The following is a 20,265-nucleotide window of genomic DNA, read 5'->3' on the forward strand; positions in this document are numbered from 1 at the left end:
CTCGTTACTCCCCTTCAACACGCATGATGCTGGCGACACCACGCACGGTGTCGAGCTTGCGCAGCGCGTCGACGGTCCCGGTGAGGGCCGCGTCCGCCGCACGGTGGGTGACCACGACGAGGGAGGCCTCGCCGTCCTTGACCGATTGGCGCACCGTGTCAATGGATACGCCGTGCTCGGCGAAGACCGTCGCGACCTGGGCGAGGACGCCCGGCTTGTCGGCCACGTCGAGGCTGATGTGGTAGCGCGTCACGACCTCGCCCATGGGCGAGACGGGCAGCTGGGTGTAGGCGGAGTCACCGGGTCCGGTGGCCTCGCCGAGCTTGTTGCGGCACACGGCCACGAGGTCGCCGAGCACGGCCGACGCGGTGGGCGCGCCGCCGGCTCCGGGCCCGTAGAACATGAGCTGGCCGGCGGCCTCGGCCTCGACGAACACGGCGTTGTACGCACCGCGCACGGAGGCCAGCGGGTGGCCGAGCGGGATCATCGCGGGGTGCACGCGCGCGGTGACGGACCCCCCGTGCGCCGCCCGCTCACAGATGGCGAGCAGCTTGATGGTGCAGCCCATCTCCTTCGCGGAAGCGAAGTCGGAGGCGGTCACCTCGGTCATGCCCTCACGGTAGACGTCGTCGAGACGTACGCGGGTGTGGAAGGAGATCCCGGCGAGGATGGCCGCCTTGGCGGCGGCGTCGAAGCCCTCGACGTCGGCGGTCGGGTCGGCCTCGGCGTAACCGAGCGCGGTGGCCTCATCGAGGGCCTCCTGGTAGCCGGCGCCCGTCGAGTCCATCTTGTCGAGGATGAAGTTCGTGGTGCCGTTGACGATGCCCATCACGCGGTTGATCTTGTCGCCGGCGAGGGACTCGCGCAGCGGCCTGATCAGCGGGATCGCACCGGCGACGGCGGCCTCGTAGTAGAGGTCCTTGCCGTGCTCCTCGGCGGCGGCGTGCAGCGCGGCGCCGTCCTGGGCGATGAGCGCCTTATTGGCGGAGACGACGGAGGCGCCGTGCTCGAACGCCGTCACGATGAGGCCGCGGGCCGGCTCGATGCCTCCGATGACCTCGACGACCACGTCGATGTCGCCCCGTTTGACCAGTGCGGTCGCGTCCGTCGTCACCAGCGAGGGGTCGATGCCCTCGCGCACCTTCGACGGGCGCCGGACGGCGACCCCGGCCAGTTCCACGGGGGCGCCGATCCGGGCCGCGAGGTCCTCGGCGTGCGTCGTCATGATGCGCGCCACCTCTGAGCCGACTACCCCACAGCCAAGGAGCGCCACCTTCAGCGGACGCGTACGCATCATCGACCTACGCCTTTCATTGAACCCAGCTCAGAGAGCTCAGCCTGCTTGATACTGCTTCAGTGGACCAGTCTCACCCACCGGACCGGGGTTTCTGCCCCCGGTCCGAATCCTGAGACGTGTATTTCATTTATCCGACGTCGAGACGCAGGAGATCTTCCTCCGTCTCACGCCGGACGATCACCCGCGCCTCACCGTCGCGCACGGCGACGACGGGCGGGCGAAGTGCGTGGTTGTAGTTGCTGGCCATGGACCGGCAGTACGCGCCGGTCGCCGGCACGGCGATCAGGTCACCGGGCGCGAGGTCGGCGGGCAGGAAGGCGTCCTTGACCACGATGTCGCCACTCTCACAGTGCTTGCCCACCACCCGGACGAGCATCGGCTCGGCGTCCGAGGTCCGCGAGACGAGGGCGACCGTGTACTCGGCGTCGTAGAGGGCGGTGCGGATGTTGTCCGACATTCCGCCGTCCACGGACACGTACGTGCGGAGGGTTTCGAGCGGCTTGACGGTGCCGACCGTGTAGAGCGTGAAAGCGGTCGGGCCGACGATGGCGCGGCCCGGCTCGACGGAGATGCGCGGCGTGCGCAGACCGGCCGCCTCGCACTCACGCGTCACGATCTCACCGAGCGCCTTGGCGATCTCGTGCGGCTCACGGGGGTCGTCGTCGGAGGTGTACGCGATGCCGAGCCCGCCGCCGAGGTCGATCTCGGGCAGCTCGACACCGTGCTCGTCGCGCACCTCGGCCAGCAGCGACACGACGCGCCGCGCGGCGACCTCGAAGCCCGCCATGTCGAAGATCTGCGAGCCGATGTGGCTGTGGATGCCGATGAGCTCGAGACCGTCGAGCTTGAGCGCACGCCGCACGGCCTCGGCGGCCTGTCCCCCGGCGAGCGCGATCCCGAACTTCTGGTCCTCGTGCGCGGTGGCGATGAACTCGTGCGTGTGGGCCTCGACGCCGACCGTCACGCGGATCTGCACGGGCTGGCGCTTGCCGAGCCGCTCGGCGATGTGCGACACCCGCACGATCTCCTGGAACGAGTCGAGCACGATCCGCCCGACCCCGACCTCGACGGCCCGCTCGATCTCTTCCTCGGACTTGTTGTTGCCGTGGAAGGCGATGCGCTCCGCGGGCATCCCGGCGGACAGCGCGGTGGCGAGCTCCCCGCCGGAGCACACATCGAGATTGAGCCCCTCCTCGTGCAGCCAGCGCACCACGGCGCGGGAGAGGAACGCCTTGCCGGCGTAGAAGACGTCGGCTTCGGCCCCGAAGGCGTCACGCCAGGCGCGGCAACGGGCCCGGAAGTCGTCCTCGTCGAGGAAGTAGGCGGGAGTACCGAACTCCTCGGCGAGTCGGGCCACTTCGATGCCGCCGACGCGGACCGCGCCGTCGCCCGCACGGGTGACGGTCCGCGACCACACCTTCGGGTCGAGGGCGTTGAGATCGGCGGGCGGGGCGGCGTAGTGCCCCTCGGTCAGGACATCGGCGTGGCGGGGCCCGGCGGGGTGTGCGGAACGGCTCATGACTGTCTTCTGCGCTCTCTCAGAGATGTTCGGGTGCGTCGATACCGAGCAGGGAAAGGCCGCCGGCGAGCACCGTCCCGGCGGCTTCGGCAAGCGCGAGCCGGGCACGGTGGGCGGCCGAGGGTTTCTCCTCCCCCTGCGGCAGCACGGTGTGCTGAAACCCGAGCAACGCATCGGCCACCACGACAAGCTGCCGGGCGAGCCGGTCGGGGGCGTGGTGGGTGGCGGCGAGGGTGAGGGTGCGGGGGTAGCTGGACAGGGCGGTGTGGAGGGGGGCCGCGGTGTTCGCCCGGGCGCGGGTGACGTCCCCCGCGGGGGTCGCCGTGTCGTTGTCGCGTACGTCGCCGGGTTCGGCGGTGAAGCCGAGGGCGGCGGCGTTGCGGGTGAGGGCGCGGGTGCGGGCGTGGGCGTACCGGACGCGGAAGAGGGGGTTGCTCTCGCGCTGGGCGAGATGCTCGTCGTCGATACGGGGCCGGTCGTGCGCGGCGGGCAGGAGCAGAGCCCAGCGGGACGCGTCGCGGCCGAGGACGGCGGGGTCGCTGGGAGCGGGCACGGGCCGCAGATTCACGACCTGCGCGGCGCTCGGTTCGGCCGTCTCACCATGGACGACGACGTTGGCCTGGGCGCCCGGCGTAGCGCTCTGCTCGGCCGTCTCGCCATGGACGACGACGTTGGCCTGGGCGCCCGGCGTAGCGCTCTGCTCAGCCACCTCACCATGGACGACGACGTTGGCCTGGGCGCCCGGCGTAGCGCTCTGCTCAGCCGCCTCACCATGGACGACGACGTTGGCCTGGACGCCCTGCGTGGCGCTCTGCTCAGCCGTCTCGCCATGGACGACGTGGGCCTGGGCGCCCTGCGTGGCGAGGACGCGGCGGAGCGAATCGGCGACGACCTCGGCCCTGACCTCGTACGGGATACGGATCTCAAAGCGCTGACCTGCAAGAACATCACCGCCCCCATACCCGCCGCCCCGGGCGAGAATCTCGCGGGCGAGGGCACCGGGGTTGTCGTCGGCGAGGGTGAGATTGAGGAATCCGGGGCCGGTGACCTCGACGCCGGCGATGCCGGGGCTGTCGGAGAGGCGCCGCGAAAGCAGCTCGGCGACGTGCCGGGGCGGGCGTCCGGCGGGACCGGCGAGTTGCAGCGCGACGTTCGTGGAGTAGTCCCCGCACCCACCGGGCCGCGGCCGCTCGACCACGACGCGTGCCGGCACGGCCACGCTCAGCTCACCGTCGTCGACCGCGCGGCGCACGGCGCGCAGGACAGTACGGGAGAGCTCGACGGGGGTCACGGGACAAGCGTATGGGAGGAGGGGGGGTGGGTGAGCGACCTGGTTTACGGGATGGTCCGGCATACGGACACGCTCCGCTCCCCCGTTACCGCCTAGCCCCGGGTACGCCCGGCGCGCTCGGCCTCTTCGGCACCGCGACCGCTGTCGCGCCCGCGCTCACTCAACTGTCGTACAACCCGTACCAGTTCACTGGGCTCGAAGGGCTTGGCGAGGAAGGCGTCGACCCCGACGTCGAGTCCGGTATCAACCTCTTGAATGGTGCAAGCACTGACGATCACGATAGGGACACCGCGCGTATGGGCGTCGGAACGAAGCCGCGCGGCGGTCCGCAGCCCGTCGAGTCGCGGCATCACGACGTCCAGGGTGATCACATCAGGCCGAACCTGATGCACCACATCCAGACATTCGGCACCATCAGCCGCGGTCACGACCTCGAAGCCCTCCAGCTCGAGATTGACCCTGATCAGCTGCCGAATCACCTTGTTGTCGTCCACAACAAGCACTCGGCCGGACGCGCCTGGCACAACTCGAGAGTAGGTCCGCCGGCGCCACCGCGTCCGGGTTTTCCCCACTTCCGCCCCGTACAGGGGACTACCACCCTCGCGTGGCCCTACGCAGCCCTCCCAGGGCGCCACTCAGCAGCGAATTAACTGTTCATGGGGACCCCGACGAAGCTGGTAGGGTTCTACCCGTCGCCACGCCAGCCGCGGCGAACACGCCCCCGTAGCTCAGGGGATAGAGCAACGGCCTCCGGAGCCGTGTGCGCAGGTTCGAATCCTGCCGGGGGCACTTCGCAGTATCCAGGGTGATCAAGTCTCTGACCTGCGCAAGTGCCAAGTATGAAGAGCCGGACCCAGTCCCACTGGGTCCGGCTCTTTGTTGTTCTCAATCGCTGATCGCGAGTGAGTGGCGAGTGGGACTTTAGGACGCTTCCTCTCCCCATCCCATCGCCTTCTCGATCTTCTTGTTGTTCACCTCCTCGTGGCCGTCGATGCAGCCCTCGTACCGACGGTGGATGACCTCGGGCGAGTTGCCGGCGCGGCGGGCGACCTCCGCAACCGGGACCCCCGCGTTCAGCCAGTTCGTGATGCACGTATGCCGCAGGTCGTAGGGCCGGTGCGCGAGCGGCGAGTCCACCTTGTCCGGCGGGAGCGCGATGGGGCGCGCGTCCTGCCACACCCGCCAATAGCTCGATGTCCCCAGCACGTCGCCGCGCTCATTGGCGAAGACCCGGCCGTCCGCCGCCACCCCGAACTCCCTGATGTGCTCGCGCAGCATCGCGACCAGCAGGGGCGGGATGGGGACCGGCCGGTCCGCCTTGACCTCCCTCGACTTGAGTCCGCGCTTATCATGCCGTTTGCCCGAGTCGGTCCACTTCTTGCCCGAGACCGGACGGGTCTCCTGGAGGGTGAGAGTCCCCCAACCCTTCTCAGGCAGGTAGCAGTCCCTTTCACGGAGACCAACCGCCTCGGCCGGCCGCATGGCGGCGTAGAGCTGGCAGGCGAAGAACGCAACCAGACGGCGGCCGCGGTTGCGGTGGACGGAGCCGACGTACGAGACCGCCGTGAGGAGCTGACCGCCCTGCGCCGCGTTCACCAAAACCCGGGGGTCCACGACGTCCCCACGGGTGGCGCCTGCGCGCTTCACTCCCGCGAGAGGGTTAGCGTCCAGATAGCCGCACTCAATCGCGTACTCCATGGCGGTGTTGAACCCGCGGCGACGGCGCTTATAGGTCTCCCCCGCCGCCGGGCTGTCATCCAGCTTGAACGACAGCCGGTATTGAATGTCCCGAATCACTCGCGGGTCCGAAAGAGCCGACAGGGGAAACGATCTGTGCTGAAGCCAACTACAGGCTGCCGCCAGGTCGTCGGGAGGCTCTTCATCCTCGTGTACGGGCACTACAGCCCATCGGACCGCCAATCGCGCGTCTTCGAGCGAAGGAGCCTTCTTCCCGTCCTCCATCATTGCAAGCGCCACCGTCGCGAGACTGTCCGCCAATCCCTCTCGGGTCTTCGCCGCAGATGTACGCCATCGGCTCGCCATGTACTCGCGGCTGAAGTCCCACCAGGAAGGATCGGGCCTAGCGTTCGCCTTCGCGGCTGCCGCTCTGAGTTCAGACTCGGGTAGCCCGGACACCACGTCGAAAGCCTCGCCCTTGCGCATCGCCTTCACGATTTCGGAGCGACGGTGATCAGCGAGGGTGACAGTGGCGAAGCTGGCTGTATTGACCTTGCCCGCCACCACCCAACGAAGCTGGTATGGAGCCCTTTTGCTCCGCACTTGGTTAATCTTCCACACCCGCACATCCGTGGAGAATGTCGGCTCTTCTGAAGCGGGCGGGCGCCCGCTCTCGCGGGCGCCCTGATGCTTCGAGGTCTTGCTGTAGGTCACGCGGCCTCCTCCAACGTCCCGATCCAACGCTCCAGTTCTGACCGCCTGATGCGGACCGCGCCGTTAGGGAGCTTGATTGACTTGGGTCCTTTCCTGAGCTGTCGCCAGCGGTAGAACGTCGCTCGCGGAACCCCGATCTCTTCAATGACCTCGGGGATGGTCAACATTTCGTCGCGGAGCTTGGCCATGAACTGGTTCTCCGTTCGTGGAGCGAAGCTTTGAGAGGCGCCGATCGCCTCGGAAGAATCCGCCACGCGCGGGGGCGGTCGGCTGCTGTTCGGGGTGATCTCGGGTCACGGCCCGCGTGTGTCCGAGGTTCGGATTTCTGCGTCACCGCGTCACGTGCGTCATTCGCCCTTCTGACCTGCGGGTATCGGTGACGAAGAGGGGATGGGGGTGCGTCACTGCCGCGTCACCTGTGTCACGGCGGCGTGACGCAGGTGACGCACGATGACGCAGACGGACCGGTTCTGCGTCACGCCTGTTCCGGCAGGTCAGGGGCCGGTTTCCGTCGCCCGTGACGCAGGTGACGCAGCGTTCCCCTACTTAGGAAAAAGGAGGGGGTGGTGTCTGTTGTTGTGCGCAGCTCAGGACATGAAGAAGGACCCGCTGCGCGGCACGTCCTTGGGGCGGTGCTGCGCACCGAACAGCAAGAGGAGCACGCCTCGCGCGCAGGGCCGGGTGCTCTTCTTGCTGTTGTGCTGTGGCCTCGCGGTCAGAACGCGGCTTCCTGCTGAGGCTCGGGCTCTCCCACGGGATCGGAGAGCTCGATGTAACGGGCCTCGCGGGTGCGCCCCCAGTCGACGACCAGGCCGCGGGCGGCGAGGGTGGGCTGAAGGCGCTTGAGCCGGTCGGAGAGCACCTTGCCGGTGGTCGGCCACCCCTTGGGCAGGGGGCGGCAGTCCTCACCGCTGTAGAGACCGGTCAGGCGGTGCAGCCACTCCGCGGACGTCATCCGCTCCTGCGCCCCGGACTGCATGCCGGCCGCGTACTGCAGCACGGTCTGCGCGAGCAGATCCCCCTCAATGACGTCGTCGTTCAGGTCGTCCAGCCCTGCCCGGTAGGCCGGCAGCGCGCCGAGACCGGTCGCCGCGTCGAGTTGCGCGCACAGGTGGGCGAAGTCCGCCATGCGCAGGTCTGTTGGCGTCTCGGCGGTGGCAGCACGGACCTTAACGGTCACGTCCAGCAGAGAGCCGAGGACGACCGGCAGGACTTCCGCGTACTCCGCCCACAGCTCCGCTTCGGTGCGCCGCACCTTGGGCCGCTCCAGGCGCAGCGGCAGGAGGCGTTCGGCGAGGTCGGGCCGGATGACGCCGACGTCGATGCCGGTCAGGAGCAGGGGGCGGCGGTAGCGGGCGCGGAAGACGTCTCCGTCGGTGAACAGGGCCCGCTTCACAGACTCGGCGCCGGTGACGATGCAGCACATGGCATCGGATAGGTCCGGGGTCATGTGGGAGAGGTTGTCGAGCGCGGTGACCCACCCGGCGGCGACGGCCGCGATGAGGTTGTCCTCGTCTTTCGGGGCGCGGCGCAGGTCGCTGCTCATCCCTTCGATGACCCGGACGAGCATCCGTCCGGCGGTGGACTTCCCCGCCCCTTGGGGGCCGGTGAGGAAGGGGGCGGGGACGGGCACGGAGGGTTCCAGGCAGCCGATCAGCCAGGCCATGGCCAGGCACTCGGTTTCGGCGTTGGCGAAGTTGCAGAGCCTAAAGAGCAGGTCGATGCCCTTGCCGTTGGTGTCCTTGGCGGGCAGGGGGAGTTCTCCGGTGAGCTGGGTGCGCCTCCAGCACACTTCTTGCGGGTCGGGGGTGGCGATGTCCCAGCCGGTGGGGTGGATGCGGACGGACTGTCCGTCGGTGCGGCCCAGGTCGAGCCAGGTTGCCCCGTCGAAGCCGGGGGCGACGCGGATGTGGATGGGCTGGACCTGCTCGGTGAGGGCGAGTGCTTCGATCAAGTCGAGTGCCTCCTTCATCGCGGTGCCGTTGAACATGCCGATGCCGTCCTTGAACAGGCCGACCATGAGTTCCTGTCGGTGGCTGCCGGTGGTGCCCTGGGAGCGGATCGGGCGGGCCACGGGGTGGCCTTTGTGCTGGGCGTAGACGGTTCCGTCCGCGGTGCGGAAGTAGCGGAACCGCTCTTGCGCGTAGTCGGCGATGACCTTCCGGGCCGGGTTCTTCTCGTCGTCTTCCATGCTCAAAGTCCCAACCGAGTACGAGCGTTGGTCCACGCCTCCGTGCAGTGCCGGGCCGTCTCGCCCTTGGCCTGCGCGGCGGTGAACAGGCGCGTGATGTGGTCCTCGGTGAGGCACCCGCACCGGCCGTGCGTGGAGAGCACGGCCAGGAAGGTGCGGTACACAACGTTGTGCACGCCGCTCGTCGCGTCGGTGATGCACTGCTCCGCCATCGCGATACCGCGCTCCAAGAACGCGGGCGTGCGGTGACGGCACTCACCACGCCCGGCTGGCGTGGGCACCGCGAGGGCCTGCGACGTAGGCCGGGCCGGGGCGGGCTTGCTCACGGCGAGCGCGCGCACGGCATCCGGCAGGTAGGCCATCGCGCCGGCGCCGAACCCGAGCCAGCGTGCGTAGGCCATAGTGGACTTGATGTCCACGCCCGGCCGCACGCCGTTCGCAGAGGGCATGGTCCCGAGGTAGAGCCAGTGCTCACCGCGGGTGGTGGGCACGGTCTGCGTGGTCGGCAGAGTCTTCCGGGCCCAAGCGATGGCGTCGGCGTTGTCGAGGTCCACAACCGTCAGCCCGGCCCCGCCCGGGTGGTAGGCGAGCGCGCTCGCGATGCGCCAGACCCGGCGCCACGGGACGGAGCCGATGACGTCTGGGTTCGTCGTTGCGGCGGCCCACGCGTGGCACGGGCCGGGGCAGACGCACGGCCCCGGCGTCTTCATGTTGGGCCGCCCCCCACAGGCGTTGTCCGCGCAGGCCGGGCAGTTCCCGAAGGGCACTTTTCCCTTGCGCAGGGGCAGTACGGGTAGACCGTCAGCCGCGAGGCTGAGCGCCGTGTGCAGGTGCTCGTTCATGCCGTCACCCCCAGCGCCGGGCGCAGGTGGGCTTGGGCGACGCGGCCGATGTAGCGGGTATAGGCGGGCGGGACGCACTCGCGGATGCCGTCCCGGTTCATCCATGGCACCTCGAGGATGTTGCGCGCTTGCTGGACACCGGAGAAGTTGCCGACGTACTGCCCGAAGTACCCGGCAGGCACAGGGCGGCCCATCTTGGCCTGGGGCGCCGTGTGCGCGGGGTGTTCAGGCTGGGTGAGGGTGAAGCCGCCGCCCGTCTCGAAGTAGCGGTGCCGGTACGTCTTGAGCCCGAACATCGTCCCGCACAGCACCACCGGGCTTTGGAGCTTGGCGGCGGCGCCGCGGACGTTCTCCATCGTCCACGGCCGTCCGGTCGCGTTCAGCGCGTTGCGTGTAGGGGCGATCAGGTCGGGGTGGGTGTTGCCCTGGATGCGCTGGCAGTCGCTGTCGTGCTGGCAGGGCGGGGAGACGTGGATGAAGTCGAACCCGGCGCCGAACTCGCGGATGAACTCGATCGCGTCGCCCTGGTGGAAGGCAAGCGGGTAGCGGGTCTGCGGGTCCTTGTCGACGCCGGTCACCTCGAACCCTGCGTCGTGGTAGCCCTTCCCGGCGCCGCCCTGGCAGCAGTAGCCATCGAGAAGTCGCAGGGCAAGAGCTCGCCGGATGTCGGTGGGTTGAGTCATGCTGGAAGTCCTCCAGTTCTGACGGAAGTGGTGGAACACAAGGGCGGCCCCGCGACTTTGGCGAGACGAGGGGGCCGCCCTTGGCGTAGCTAGTACTGCTCGATGGCGTCGCAGGCGTCGCAGCTGCAGTCGTCGTCGTGCGGGCAGTCGCAGCCGCAGGGGTGCAGCGTGCCGATGCAGGAGCACTGGCACATGCCCTCCCCGCACGGCTCCTCTTCCTCGTCGTCGAGGTCGTGGCCGCGGGCGCCGATGGGGCTCAGTGCGATGTGGGCCTGTTCGAGGGCGGCATACAACGCTTCCGCGGCGCGGACGGCGTCGCTGGTGGCGTCGCGGAAATTGGCGATACGGGCCGTCAGGTCGTCGGGGCCCTGGTCGCTGTACAGCTCGCCGTTTTCGTGCTGCCGGTCGATGAACGCCCGGACCTGGTGAAGTGCCTGGGGAAGGCGCATTGCGAGCGTGGAGAGGTTGCCGACGGTGCTGTAGGCGTCGCCAGGGAAGGTCAGCCCGTTGGCCCACGGGAGGGTGGCGTAGTTCAGGGAGCGGATGGACTCGGCTGCCTGGTCGGCCAGGGCGGCGGCGTTCGTAGTCTCGGTGGTCACGGCAGGCTCCTGTCAGTTGTGCAGGTGGGTGTGGGAGCGGGCGAACGCGCCCCGCGTGTGGGTGGTGACGTGGGTGTTCTTGGTGACCGGCCCGGTGTAGACGGCGCGGGAGACGGAGCGCCTGGCGCGCGAGAAGGCGACGCCGATCGAGAGCGCGGCGAACGCGAGGCCGGAGAACAGGGCGCCCATGGCGATGACTCCGGTGACGCTCATGGAGGCGAATCCCTTCAGCACGAGCCAGGCACCGCAGCCGATCCCGGTGACGCCGGCGCCGATACCGAGGGAGGCGACCGCGACGCCCGCGGCCCAGGCGGGCACGATCCGACGGTCGTCCTGGTGGACGGGTTCGGCGTCCCCGAAGAGCGGGGCCGGGGTGTCGTCCTTGAAGTAGGTCGGTATCTGCCGCACCAGGGCCGCCGGTCGGTAGACGTCGTCGATGATCCGGCGGGCTTCGGCGTTGGCGGCGGCGTCGCTCATCCGCGGCGACCACGCCCTTGGCAGTTGCTCGTACTCGGTCACGGGTGGACCTCCGGTCGGATGTGGTCAGGAGATGTTCTGTGCGGCGCCGATGAGGGCGCGCAGTACGGCGTGTATGGCGTCGGCGGCTCCGGTGTCGGCGGTGAAGAACCCGAAGAGGAACACCGCGAGCGCGGCGAGCGGGCCGACGATCCGGCCGCGCAGCAGAGCGAAGGTGAGGATGCCGAAGAGAGCGACGGCGGACAGGGTCACGAGCACGAGGGACCTCCGGGAGACGGCCGACGGGCAGCACCCGAACCGGGTGCTGCCCGCCGTTGGCTTGTCGTGTTGCTTGTCGTCTGGCTTGTCGCTTGTCTTGTCTTGTCGCTTGTCTTGTCGCTTGTCGCCTCCCAGGTCACAAGCCGTTTTCGACCCCCACGACAACCCGAGAAGGGACGCGCGTGCAGGACGGACGACAAGCGACAAGCGCTACTCGTTCGCGGGCGGTTCGGGGGTGCGGTCGCGGTGGACGTAACGGGCTTTGGTGCCCTCCCCGACGCGCACGGCGGTGCCGTCATCGGCCCATGCCTTGAGCCAGCCGACGACCGTCTGACGGGTCGTGCCGTACTCGTCTGCGAGGGTGCGGGAGATCGCGGAGGCGCCGGTGCCGTCCGGGCCTGCCGCGAGGAGTGCGGCGAGCGCGGCCCGCTGCGCGGGGCTGTCCTGCTCCGGCTCCTTGCGCAGCGCGGACAGGTTCAGCCCCGAGGACGCGGGCGCCGGGGTGTCCGGGTCGGGGGCGGTGGCGAACTGGGCGTCGATCTCCTCGCGGAAGCGGCGCATCAGGTCGTCGTCCCCGCCTGCCTTCCCGGTGCGGTCGGTGCGGTCGGTGCGGTCGGTGCGGTGGGCGGACAGGTTCAGTCCGCCCCCGGCTCCGGGCGCCGACTGCTCGGTGCCGGTGGCGTCCGGGGTGAGATCGCGCATCCACGCGGTGCGATCCGCGTCCCACCGTCGCGCATAGTCGGCGCCCGCCGCGTTCGCGGATACGGCGTCCAGCCGAGGGTGCCGGTCGGACGTGGCGACGGTGATGTCGCGGATTTGGGAGGGCTTGATCCGCCACGCCTTGAACAGCGCCCCCGGGGATTCGGGGGTGCCCATGAACCCGGCGCCCTTGAAAGGCGCCTGATCCACCCGCAGACCGCGGCGGCCCGGAAACATCTTCGAGAGGTCCATGCCCTCCGTCTCGCCGCCGGTCAGCACCACGCGGACCTTGGCTTCCCGGCGGATGATCAGGTTCCCGAGGACACTGCCGGTGGCCCCCAGCGCGGTGATGATGGTGCGTCCGCCCATGGAGCGGTGCATGCGGATGAACTCCAGGATGCGCTTGGCGAGTTCCTTCATCCGCCGGTCCGTGGAGACGAGGATTTCGGCGCCCTCGTCGATGACCAGCATGATCTGCGGAATCTTCGCGCTGACCGGCAGCAAATCAGTGTCGTGCTTGGCCATCAGCTCTTGGTAGGCGCGCTTGCGGTGCAGCCCGACTGCGATCGCCGCGTCCAGCAGCTTCAGCGCCTCCTCATACGTGCCGGCCAGCCAGTCCACGCCGGGCCGCACCGGATCGCCGTCCGCCTGCTTCAACTCGCCCCCGAGCGAGGGACGCACCCAGGGCAGGCCTGCCGACCCGGCGTTCAGGTCGATCACCCAGGTCAGCACGTCTTCGGCGCGGGCGAGACCGGCCAGGATCGTGTGGAGCATGTTCGTCTTGCCCGAGCCGGTCGGCCCGACCACCAGCGCGCACTGCTCGCGCAGGTAAGCGAGGACGTCGTCGCCGTTGGTGCGAAAACCCCACGGCATCCCGGTGAGCACGGACAGCGGCGAGTAGTCCTCGGGGTAGGAACGCGGTTCGGCGAGGACGTTGCGGGTGGTGACGTCCACGATCGCGCGGCCCTGGTGAGCACCCGGGCCGACCGCGGCGGTGCAGCCGTGCGGCAGCTTCGCGTCTGCCGACAGAGCCGCGGAGTACTGGGCGATGCGGTCGTAGGTGGTGCCGCCCTGCGGTTCGAGGTCGAGGGAGTAGCCGTTGCCGGTCTCCCACATCTCCACCGCGAGGACGCGCACGGTGATGGTGCAGATCCGGCGGATCCGCTCCACCCACTGAGCGGCGATCTGGCGCCGTTCCGCGCTGATCTCCTGCGCGACCTGGCGCCGTTCCGCGGCAAGGGCCTCTTCCTCGCGGGCTTCCTCGTAGAGGGCGACGGAGCGGGCACCGGCGCCCATCCCGACGCCGATCGTGGCGAGCGAGCCGAGGGCAGCCCAGGACAGAGGACCGGTGGTCATGGCCCAGGTGGTCCATCCCGCACCGACCAGCCAGGATGCGGCCTTGAAGGCGAGGGTGCGGCCCGCGTTACGGACCTTCAGTCCGGCGACGGTGTGGCCCAGGGCGCCGGCGCCGCCGACAGCCAAAGCCCAGGCCGGGGGCATGGAAAGGGCGGCTCCGGTGGTGGCGATGGCCAGGGCTCCGGTGGTGGCGGACAGGGCGCCGGTCACGGGTCCGTGACCGGCGGTCCAGTCCAGCACCGGGCCACTGTCCGCCTGCTTCCTCTTGTTTGCGGCAGTGGTGGCACTCATGTCAGACGTTCCAGCCCTTCTCGGCCTCGGGGCCGTTGCGGGGGTCTTCGTGACGGGCGATGTCGTGCTCGTGGGCCTGGCGGAACAGCGGTCCCATGTCTTCGGCGACTGCGACGGCGCTCATCAGGGCGCCGAAGATGTCGTTGAAGCCGTCCGCGACCTCCTTCTCCAGCGGGAACTCACTGTCGGCGCGCTCCGCGAGGGTCTTCATGACGTTCGCGACGCTGGTCAGGGCGGCGGGGAGGTTTTCGACCATGGTCAGGATCTCCATGGCGTCCTCGGGGTCGTAGGCCTGTGCGGCCTGCTCCATCTCGGCTGCGTGCTCTTCGAACTGGAACCCGGACACGTGCTCTCCTTCACTGGTTGCCGTGCTTTCGGTGGTGTTCGGGACGGGTCCGGCCGGGCGTGCCACCTGGTCGCCGAGTCCGTCCGTGTTGTCCTTGGTGGCTTCCTGCTCGGCCGTGTCTTCCGCGGCGGCCTGCTCCTGGCGGATCGCCGCATCGCGCTCGGCACGCTGCTGTCGGGCCGCGCCGGTCAGCCGCGCGTACAGGCGCCGGCCGGGGTGGACCAGCCAGGGCAGGCCCAACTTCCGGCCCAACGGACTGGCCAGGAACCCGAGAAGGCCGATCGGGAGGGCGAGGAGCGCGGCCAGGGCGCGGCGACCGTGGAAGCGTGCTGCAGAGCGACGCAGCGCCTTCCGTGCGGCCTGCCGGGCGGGCGCCTTCCGTACGGCCGACCGGCCGCCGGACACCTTCCGCGCCGTGGCCGCGTCCCGGCGGGCCCGCTGCTTGGCGATGGCCGCCTGCTCGACCGCACGCGCCTTACGGCCCGCACCGCCCAGCAGTCCGCCCGCCAGACCACGCGACCGCGCCCGCAACTTGCCGGCACCGGGCTTGTTCGTGCCGGCCTTGGGCTTGTTGGATTTCGGAGTGTTCCGACGGGCATCGGCCACCGCACGGCGTGCGGCGGTGCCCTGCTGCCGCTTCTGCGCCCGCGAGGCCCCGGCCTGCTTCTGCGCCTTACGCAGCGCCTTGACCTGCCCCGCCTTGGACAGAGCCCCCGCAGCGCCGCCGCTCTTGAGTCCGGCGGGCTTGTTCAGGGAGACCGGAGCGCGGTGCTTGCCCGCCCCGGCCCCGCCCTGACCAGCCCCGCCGCGCCCCGAACCAGCGCCCGGCCCGCGCCGCTTCTGACCGGGCACCTTGCCCGACCCGCCGGCAGTGCGACCGCCGCCTGAACCGGACTTGCGCCCGGCGGTGCTGAGTCCGCCGGAACGGTGGCGTGCGGCGTGCTGGCGGGCCGCGGTACGTGCGGCGGCACGCCGTGCGGCCTGCTTCGGGCGCGGGTTGCGGCTGCGGTAGGAGGCGATCGTGCCGAGCACGGCCATGCCGGTTGCGGCGACCGCTGCGGCGATCGGCCCGCCGGCCAGCCCGGCCGCGGCGATCGTGGAGACGGTCGCGTTCGCCCCGGACAGGGCCAGCGGGGCGACCGGCCAACCGCCGGGCGCGTCCTCTACCTGGCTGTTCTTCTCATCTGCCTTGTCCACAGCCTGTGCAGGCGCCGGGACGGGCTGGGTGTCGGTGGTGGCGGGGGCCACTACCGCTTCTGTGCTGGTGTCGGTCATGCTGAAGGCACTCCTTCCGGAGTGAGAAGCAGGACCCGAACGCGCTTGTGAGAAGGGGTGTTCGGGTCCTGCGCTGATGTGGGAAACGCGCTGTTCAGACGGCGTTGTGGGTGGGGTGGGCCGCGGCGACTTCCTGCCAGCGCCGGTTGTCTGCGGCACTGCCGTTCTGCACGCGGACCTCGAAGGTGCAGCCGGTCGCCGTGCAGCGGTGCCGCGTGCTCGACCAGGCATCTTCGGCGCGGCTCAGCAGCCACAGGGCGGATGACAGCACCGCCAGCACGCACGGCGTGATCAGACCGAACGGCACGCCGTACGACTGCAGCCGCACAGCGATCGCGCCGGCCACCGCACTCGCGCAAACGATGAGGGCAGCGCTGGTGATCCGGCGTCGGGTCGGACTCTGTGCCATGAGGGGAACTCCCAGTTCAGAAGGGGATGTCAGGCGGCGCGCTGTTCCTCAGGAGCGGCGCACAGGCCGCACATGCCAAGTGATGTGGGGATGACGTAACCGGCGTCGCGCCGGCACGCGGGGCAGATGCGGCGGGCGGTGTTGGCCTTGGCCAGGGCCGCCTGCCGGGCTGGTGTCATCGGGCGCACCGGCTTGGCTCGGTCGATGCGGTAGAGGTAGGCGACCAGCGGGCCGCGGCGGCGCCGGGGGCGTTCGAGCTGTGCGGCGACGTCCTGCCCGCCGGGCCGCAGCCCGAGGGCGCGCAGTTGCCGGTAGGTGGCGTAGCCGTCAGGGGCCAGGCGCCATCGGTAGATGGGGAGGGTGGCTATCACTGGCTCGCGATGGCGAGTTCAGCGCCGGTGGTGCTGGGGTCGCGGTGTTCGGCGTAGCGGGTGGAGACCCAGCCGACCGACCAGCCGCACAGCTCCGCGGCCTGCCGCACCGGCAGCGCTGACTCGAACGCCGCCGACACGATCTGGCGGGCCTCAGCCTCCGGGAGCTTGCCCTGAGCCGGGCCGCGCTCAAGCAGCGCGTCGCGTTCACGGGCGAGGCGCTCCTGACGTTCATGCTGTTCACGAGCCGCACGCTCGGAGCGCTCGCGCTGCTCGGCTTCGGCCCGCTCGCGGACCTGCCGTTCAAGCCGCTCACGCTCTTGTTCACGCTGTTCACGCTCGCGTTCACGGCGTTCACGGATCTCCCGCTCAGCCGCCGCGGCTCGCTCGCGCTCCTCGCGTTCCTCACGCAGCTGACGTTCCTCGCGCTCCGCAGCCTCACGGGCCAGGGAGGCTTCGTGTTCACGCTGTTCACGCGCCAACAGCGCGGCGTGCTCGCGCTCCTCACGGGCGTGGGCACGAGTCCTGTCAGCACGTTCCTGCGCCTTCTGCTCAGCCTGCTCGCACTCCGCCTTCCGCTCGAACTCCAGCGCCGCCAGAGCGGTAGCCAGAGCCCGCCGATAGGCCAGGCTGGCTTCCGACGTGGCGATCAGCAGCAGTGGCGCCACGGAGTGCACAGCCACGCCGACCAGGTCTTTCTTAAGCGCGGAGTCAGCGGTGTTGAGCGCGAGGGTCATGAGACCGGTCATCCACCGCAGGGCAATGGGCCAGCGTCCGCCGTGCCCGCCCAGGCGGGCGAGCACATCATCGAGCTTGACCACGATGACCACCGCGGCATCCACCACCAGCGGCAGAATCGGCGCCGTCCACTCCCATCCGGAAGCAGTGTGCTTGGCCATCAGCGGCGTAACCGTGAGGATCGAGTAGAGCATCGCCCCGCACACGATCAACCACGTGCCACCCGACAGAGCCCGCTCGGCTGAACGCGTCTGAACACTGTTCACGCCGCACCCCCCACCGGCTCCGGGGAGGTCATGAACACGCGCCGGAACCCGTTCGATGCGGCGTCGCAGATGAACGCCTCACAGCGCCACCGAACGTCGGGCGCCGGGCGTCCACTAGCGGGCACCCACGCGTCCGTCGGCACGCCCTGCGTGGCGGTGTCGGCCTCCGCTTCCTCACGAGAGGCGTAGACGGTGTGCGGCTCGCCGTAGTGCGACAGCAGCGTCAGCGTCTGCCCCTCCACCAGCTCGCCCTCCAGCTCCTCGCGGAGCCGACGGATCTCGATGTCCTTCAGGAGGAGTTCTTGCTGAGCCGCAGCCAGCTCCTCCATGGCGCGCTTCAGGATGGCGCCCACCTCATCCGTGGTCGCCTCCGCCCGCTCCGCACGGTCGGTGACCGCGTACAGCTCGCGGACGTGCTCGCCGAATGCCTCGTTCGCGGAACCCGCCACCTCCCTCACATGCTCGCGGGCCGTGCGAGAGGCGTACTCAAGGCTTTCGAGACGGGGCGTCGTGACGATGCGGATCACGCGGCGTCACCCTCTCGAACCTCGCCGAGCCGGTTGGCGACCTCGCACCGCGCCGCCAGCACCTTGTTCGCGGCCCGCCGCAGCCGACGCTCACCCAGCGGCGTCACCGGCCGGTCAAGCAGCGCGATCTGCACGTCCAGCAGCTCAAGCTCCGCGTCGATCAGCGGCGCCTCCTGCTCGATCGCGTCCAGCTCCGCATCCGTGGGCTCCAGATCCGGAGCGAACGCCGTAACAGCGTCCTGAACAGTCACGATGTCCTTCATGGGTCGTGTCTCCCTAGCAGTAGGTACGGCCCGAACAGCGGCCCCGGAGTTGCATCTCCGGGGCCGCGCGCCGTTGAAGTCAGATCTCCGGCTCCCCTCAGCGCTGCTCGTGCGAGACGAGCAGCGGAGGCAACCGGCGCAGCAAGTGGGCTGCAGAGGTTGTGAATTCGCATACGAGCTCGACCCGCACGCGTCCGCCCTCTTGCTTGCCGAGGTGGGACGGACTGACCTCCAACCCATCGACCACCCGTGTTCAGGTGGCTGGGCCGGCACACTGTTCAGTTCTCAAGGAACGACCGGCAGGGGGCCCGCAGCGATCACGAGCTATCCCGAACCTCGGCGCCTGGAAGCAGCCCAAAGAAGGCCCCTCCGTCTCGCTGTCCTAGGACTGCGAAGCGCTTGAGTAAGACCATGGCCCACAGTCCCAGGACTGTCAACAGTCCTGGGACTGTGTTTCACTTGGACCACGTCGAAAGGGGCTCGGAATGGCGCCGAAGTGGCGAGAACTGGCAGACCGACTGGCTGAACAGATCAGGAACGGCGATCTCGAACCGGGCGCGCGCTTGCCCCACATCCGCGACCTGGTGGACGCGGGCGAGGGCTCGAAGTCCACAGTCCACGCGGCGTACAAGGCACTCGAAGCCGAAGGCCTGGTGACCTCGTCGCGGGGACACGGCACGGTTGTCCGAGAGCAGATTCCCTTGAGGCGCCTCGGTATCGCGCGCTATGACAAGGCGAAGTGGCGGGACGGCGATGAGGTTGCGTTCATCGCGGACCGAGTCGCGTCAGGCCGCGCGTACCAAAGGAACGAGCAGACACAGACGGTCAGTCGCTTCGTGGCGCCGCGGATCGTTGCAGCGGCGCTTGGGCTGCCCGAGGGCGCGGAGGTCTACGCACGGGCCCGGCTGGTGAAAGAGGGGGACCGCCCCACGCACACTCTCACCAGCTACTACCGCCCTGAGCATGTCGAGGGAACTCGCATAGTCGACCCGACGCCGGGTCCCGCCGGCCGTGGCGGCGGGTACCGGGTGCTTTACGACGCGGGCTACGAGATCGACCACATGCGGGAGGAGATCTTTGCTCGGACTCCGAGCACGGACGAAGCCAAGCTCCTGCAACTTCCGCCTGGTGAGTGGGTAGTCGAGCTGCATCGCACGACCTATACGGCGGACGACACGGTTGTGGAGTTCGCCATCGGCGTTCATGCAGCTACGCGCTTCGCATGGTCCTACGACTTCAAGGTGCCCGACTCGGCGCAGGGGGAAGGCGACAAGGCGTGATCTCCGCACAGGCATGGTCCGATGCGCAGGAACTGTGGGACTTCCAGCAGATGGGCCACGAACTCCGGCCGTGCTCGGTAGCGATTGGGCTCGGCAGCCATGATCTCGGCGTAGCCGACGTCACGGCCAACCTGTATCACCGTGGCCTGACGCCACTGATCGTGTTCACCGGGGCGACCAGCCGAACGACGCGTGAGGCGATGCCGAAGGGCGAGGCCTGGCATTACCGCGAGCGGGCGTTGGAACTGGGAGTGCCGGCGGACGCGATCCTCGTCGAGCTGCAGGCTCGCAACACGGGCGAGAACATCACGTTGTCCAGGGCGTTGCTCGAGGAGCGCGGTGTGCCCGTCGAGTCGGCGCTTCTCGTCAGCAAGCCGTACGAGGAGCGCCGGTCCTACGCCACGGCGTGCAAGATCTGGCCGTCAGTGAACTGGGTGAGCGCGTCCGCGTCCATGTCGTTCACGGAGTACGTGGACTCGATCCAGGACGCGCGGCTCGTCATCGACATGCTCGTCGGGGCGCAACAACGCCTCATGGTCTATCCCGAACAGGGGTTCATGATCAGCCAGGAGATTCCGCAGACGGCAGTGGCGGCGTTCGAGCGCCTCAGGGCCGAAGGATTCACCAGCCGACTGATCCCTGGTCTTTCATGAGGGCGCCCCTCGCGACCTTGCGGGCCGTACCTGGGCCAGGGGCACTTGATGAGGCATCTCGGCAGTGTGACGTTTTCCGTCGAGCACTGGCGCGGTAGAACTTTCCCTACGTCATCAAGACGGCTCGCTCCGCTCACCGCGCGCAAGGCCCGGCCCTCGGCCGGGCCTTGCGCTCCCGTCTCCGCCCCACTCCAGACCGACCGGCGCCCGTGCCGCAGAAGAAGGGGCACGTCACAGCTCGGG

The 20,265-nt window shown here is 69.4% G+C and carries 21 protein-coding genes and 1 tRNA gene; 3 read left to right on the forward strand and 19 right to left on the reverse strand.

The window, feature by feature from the left end:
* Nucleotides 1–4 precede the first annotated feature (4 nt).
* The 4 genes from OG456_RS12035 to OG456_RS12050 all read right to left on the reverse strand — a co-directional run bounded on the left by OG456_RS12035 (nt 5) and on the right by OG456_RS12050 (nt 4,679).
* Entirely contained in the window at nt 5–1,294 is a 1,290-nt protein-coding gene (locus tag OG456_RS12035; RefSeq protein ID WP_266569157.1) for a homoserine dehydrogenase, read from the reverse strand.
* 130 nt (nt 1,295–1,424) lie between these two features.
* On the reverse strand, nt 1,425–2,816 hold the full coding sequence (lysA, locus tag OG456_RS12040) for a diaminopimelate decarboxylase (RefSeq protein ID WP_266560071.1): 1,392 nt from the start codon (nt 2,814–2,816) through the stop codon (nt 1,425–1,427).
* Nucleotides 2,817–2,835: 19 nt separating this feature from the next.
* Entirely contained in the window at nt 2,836–4,107 is a 1,272-nt protein-coding gene (gene nrtL / locus OG456_RS12045) for an ArgS-related anticodon-binding protein NrtL (protein WP_266560073.1), read from the reverse strand.
* A gap of 92 nt (nt 4,108–4,199) precedes the next feature.
* Nucleotides 4,200–4,679 carry a response regulator gene (locus OG456_RS12050; RefSeq protein WP_323136317.1) on the reverse strand — a complete coding sequence of 160 codons (480 nt, stop codon included), beginning with the start codon at nt 4,677–4,679 and terminating at the stop codon, nt 4,200–4,202.
* Between the two features lie 145 nt (nt 4,680–4,824).
* On the opposite strand from OG456_RS12050, the gene OG456_RS12055 reads away from it, so the two are divergent.
* Nucleotides 4,825–4,896: transfer RNA gene (locus tag OG456_RS12055), tRNA-Arg, on the forward strand.
* Nucleotides 4,897–5,028: 132 nt separating this feature from the next.
* On the opposite strand, the gene OG456_RS12060 is transcribed toward OG456_RS12055, so the two are convergent.
* The 15 genes from OG456_RS12060 to OG456_RS12130 all read right to left on the reverse strand — a co-directional run bounded on the left by OG456_RS12060 (nt 5,029) and on the right by OG456_RS12130 (nt 18,089).
* Nucleotides 5,029–6,498: a site-specific integrase gene (locus OG456_RS12060; RefSeq protein ID WP_266560075.1), complete on the reverse strand. Its 1,470-nt coding sequence runs from the start codon at nt 6,496–6,498 to the stop codon at nt 5,029–5,031.
* Nucleotides 6,495–6,686, reverse strand: coding sequence for an AlpA family transcriptional regulator (locus tag OG456_RS12065; protein ID WP_266560077.1), 192 nt, complete (start codon nt 6,684–6,686; stop codon nt 6,495–6,497). Before OG456_RS12065 ends, OG456_RS12060 begins: the two co-directional genes overlap by 4 nt.
* A gap of 527 nt (nt 6,687–7,213) precedes the next feature.
* Nucleotides 7,214–8,689, reverse strand: a complete 1,476-nt coding sequence (locus OG456_RS12070; protein WP_266560079.1) for an ATP-binding protein — start codon at nt 8,687–8,689, stop codon at nt 7,214–7,216.
* Nucleotides 8,690–8,691: 2 nt separating this feature from the next.
* Nucleotides 8,692–9,531, reverse strand: a complete 840-nt coding sequence (locus OG456_RS12075) for a bifunctional DNA primase/polymerase (protein ID WP_266560081.1) — start codon at nt 9,529–9,531, stop codon at nt 8,692–8,694.
* The gene (locus tag OG456_RS12080; protein WP_266560083.1) at nt 9,528–10,214 is read right to left on the reverse strand and encodes an SAM-dependent methyltransferase; all 687 of its coding nucleotides are present in this window, start codon (nt 10,212–10,214) and stop codon (nt 9,528–9,530) included. The genes OG456_RS12075 and OG456_RS12080 overlap by 4 nt, the downstream gene beginning before the upstream one ends.
* 89 nt (nt 10,215–10,303) lie before the next feature.
* The gene (locus tag OG456_RS12085; protein ID WP_266560085.1) at nt 10,304–10,813 is read right to left on the reverse strand and encodes a hypothetical protein; all 510 of its coding nucleotides are present in this window, start codon (nt 10,811–10,813) and stop codon (nt 10,304–10,306) included.
* Nucleotides 10,814–10,825: 12 nt separating this feature from the next.
* Entirely contained in the window at nt 10,826–11,332 is a 507-nt protein-coding gene (locus OG456_RS12090) for a hypothetical protein (RefSeq protein ID WP_323136318.1), read from the reverse strand.
* A 24-nt stretch (nt 11,333–11,356) separates the two neighbouring features.
* Nucleotides 11,357–11,548 carry a hypothetical protein gene (locus tag OG456_RS12095; RefSeq protein ID WP_266560087.1) on the reverse strand — a complete coding sequence of 64 codons (192 nt, stop codon included), beginning with the start codon at nt 11,546–11,548 and terminating at the stop codon, nt 11,357–11,359.
* Nucleotides 11,549–11,758: 210 nt separating this feature from the next.
* Nucleotides 11,759–13,894 (reverse strand): hypothetical protein, encoded by a 2,136-nt coding sequence (locus OG456_RS12100; protein WP_266560089.1) that lies wholly within the window; start codon nt 13,892–13,894, stop codon nt 11,759–11,761.
* Between the two features lies 1 nt (nt 13,895).
* Nucleotides 13,896–15,515: a hypothetical protein gene (locus OG456_RS12105; protein ID WP_266560091.1), complete on the reverse strand. Its 1,620-nt coding sequence runs from the start codon at nt 15,513–15,515 to the stop codon at nt 13,896–13,898.
* Nucleotides 15,516–15,609: 94 nt separating this feature from the next.
* Entirely contained in the window at nt 15,610–15,924 is a 315-nt protein-coding gene (locus tag OG456_RS12110; RefSeq protein WP_266560093.1) for a hypothetical protein, read from the reverse strand.
* A 29-nt stretch (nt 15,925–15,953) separates the two neighbouring features.
* Nucleotides 15,954–16,292, reverse strand: coding sequence for an RRQRL motif-containing zinc-binding protein (locus tag OG456_RS12115; protein ID WP_266569160.1), 339 nt, complete (start codon nt 16,290–16,292; stop codon nt 15,954–15,956).
* A complete protein-coding gene (locus tag OG456_RS12120) occupies nt 16,292–17,299 on the reverse strand; it encodes a DUF2637 domain-containing protein (RefSeq protein WP_266560095.1) in 1,008 nt (335 codons plus the stop codon). Before OG456_RS12120 ends, OG456_RS12115 begins: the two co-directional genes overlap by 1 nt.
* The gene (locus OG456_RS12125; protein WP_266560097.1) at nt 17,296–17,826 is read right to left on the reverse strand and encodes a hypothetical protein; all 531 of its coding nucleotides are present in this window, start codon (nt 17,824–17,826) and stop codon (nt 17,296–17,298) included. Before OG456_RS12125 ends, OG456_RS12120 begins: the two co-directional genes overlap by 4 nt.
* A complete protein-coding gene (locus OG456_RS12130; RefSeq protein WP_266560099.1) occupies nt 17,823–18,089 on the reverse strand; it encodes a DUF6284 family protein in 267 nt (88 codons plus the stop codon). Before OG456_RS12130 ends, OG456_RS12125 begins: the two co-directional genes overlap by 4 nt.
* Before the next feature lie 485 nt (nt 18,090–18,574).
* Between OG456_RS12130 and OG456_RS12135 the strand changes: the two genes are divergently transcribed.
* Together OG456_RS12135 and OG456_RS12140 are read left to right on the forward strand one after the other, a co-directional pair.
* Entirely contained in the window at nt 18,575–19,369 is a 795-nt protein-coding gene (locus OG456_RS12135) for a GntR family transcriptional regulator (RefSeq protein ID WP_266560101.1), read from the forward strand.
* Entirely contained in the window at nt 19,366–20,022 is a 657-nt protein-coding gene (locus OG456_RS12140; RefSeq protein ID WP_266560103.1) for a YdcF family protein, read from the forward strand. The genes OG456_RS12135 and OG456_RS12140 overlap by 4 nt, the downstream gene beginning before the upstream one ends.
* The last annotated feature ends 243 nt before the right edge of the window (nt 20,023–20,265 follow it).

The sequence above is a fragment of the Streptomyces sp. NBC_01446 genome (assembly GCF_026340095.1).
Lineage (GTDB): Bacteria > Actinomycetota > Actinomycetes > Streptomycetales > Streptomycetaceae > Streptomyces > Streptomyces aureus.

Excerpts from the sequence above, each read along its gene's own strand:
- OG456_RS12110 (WP_266560093.1), bottom strand. The coding sequence starts at position 15,924 with ATGGCACAGAGTCCGACCCGACGCCGGATCACCAGCGCTGCCCTCATC.
- OG456_RS12035 (WP_266569157.1), bottom strand. The coding sequence starts at position 1,294 with ATGCGTACGCGTCCGCTGAAGGTGGCGCTCCTTGGCTGTGGGGTAGTC.
- OG456_RS12135 (WP_266560101.1), top strand. The coding sequence starts at position 18,575 with ATGGCGCCGAAGTGGCGAGAACTGGCAGACCGACTGGCTGAACAGATC.
- lysA (WP_266560071.1), bottom strand. The coding sequence starts at position 2,816 with ATGAGCCGTTCCGCACACCCCGCCGGGCCCCGCCACGCCGATGTCCTG.
- OG456_RS12075 (WP_266560081.1), bottom strand. The coding sequence starts at position 9,531 with ATGAACGAGCACCTGCACACGGCGCTCAGCCTCGCGGCTGACGGTCTA.
- OG456_RS12130 (WP_266560099.1), bottom strand. The coding sequence starts at position 18,089 with ATGAAGGACATCGTGACTGTTCAGGACGCTGTTACGGCGTTCGCTCCG.
- OG456_RS12080 (WP_266560083.1), bottom strand. The coding sequence starts at position 10,214 with ATGACTCAACCCACCGACATCCGGCGAGCTCTTGCCCTGCGACTTCTC.
- OG456_RS12100 (WP_266560089.1), bottom strand. The coding sequence starts at position 13,894 with ATGAGTGCCACCACTGCCGCAAACAAGAGGAAGCAGGCGGACAGTGGC.
- OG456_RS12105 (WP_266560091.1), bottom strand. The coding sequence starts at position 15,515 with ATGACCGACACCAGCACAGAAGCGGTAGTGGCCCCCGCCACCACCGAC.
- OG456_RS12070 (WP_266560079.1), bottom strand. The coding sequence starts at position 8,689 with ATGGAAGACGACGAGAAGAACCCGGCCCGGAAGGTCATCGCCGACTAC.
- OG456_RS12065 (WP_266560077.1), bottom strand. The coding sequence starts at position 6,686 with ATGGCCAAGCTCCGCGACGAAATGTTGACCATCCCCGAGGTCATTGAA.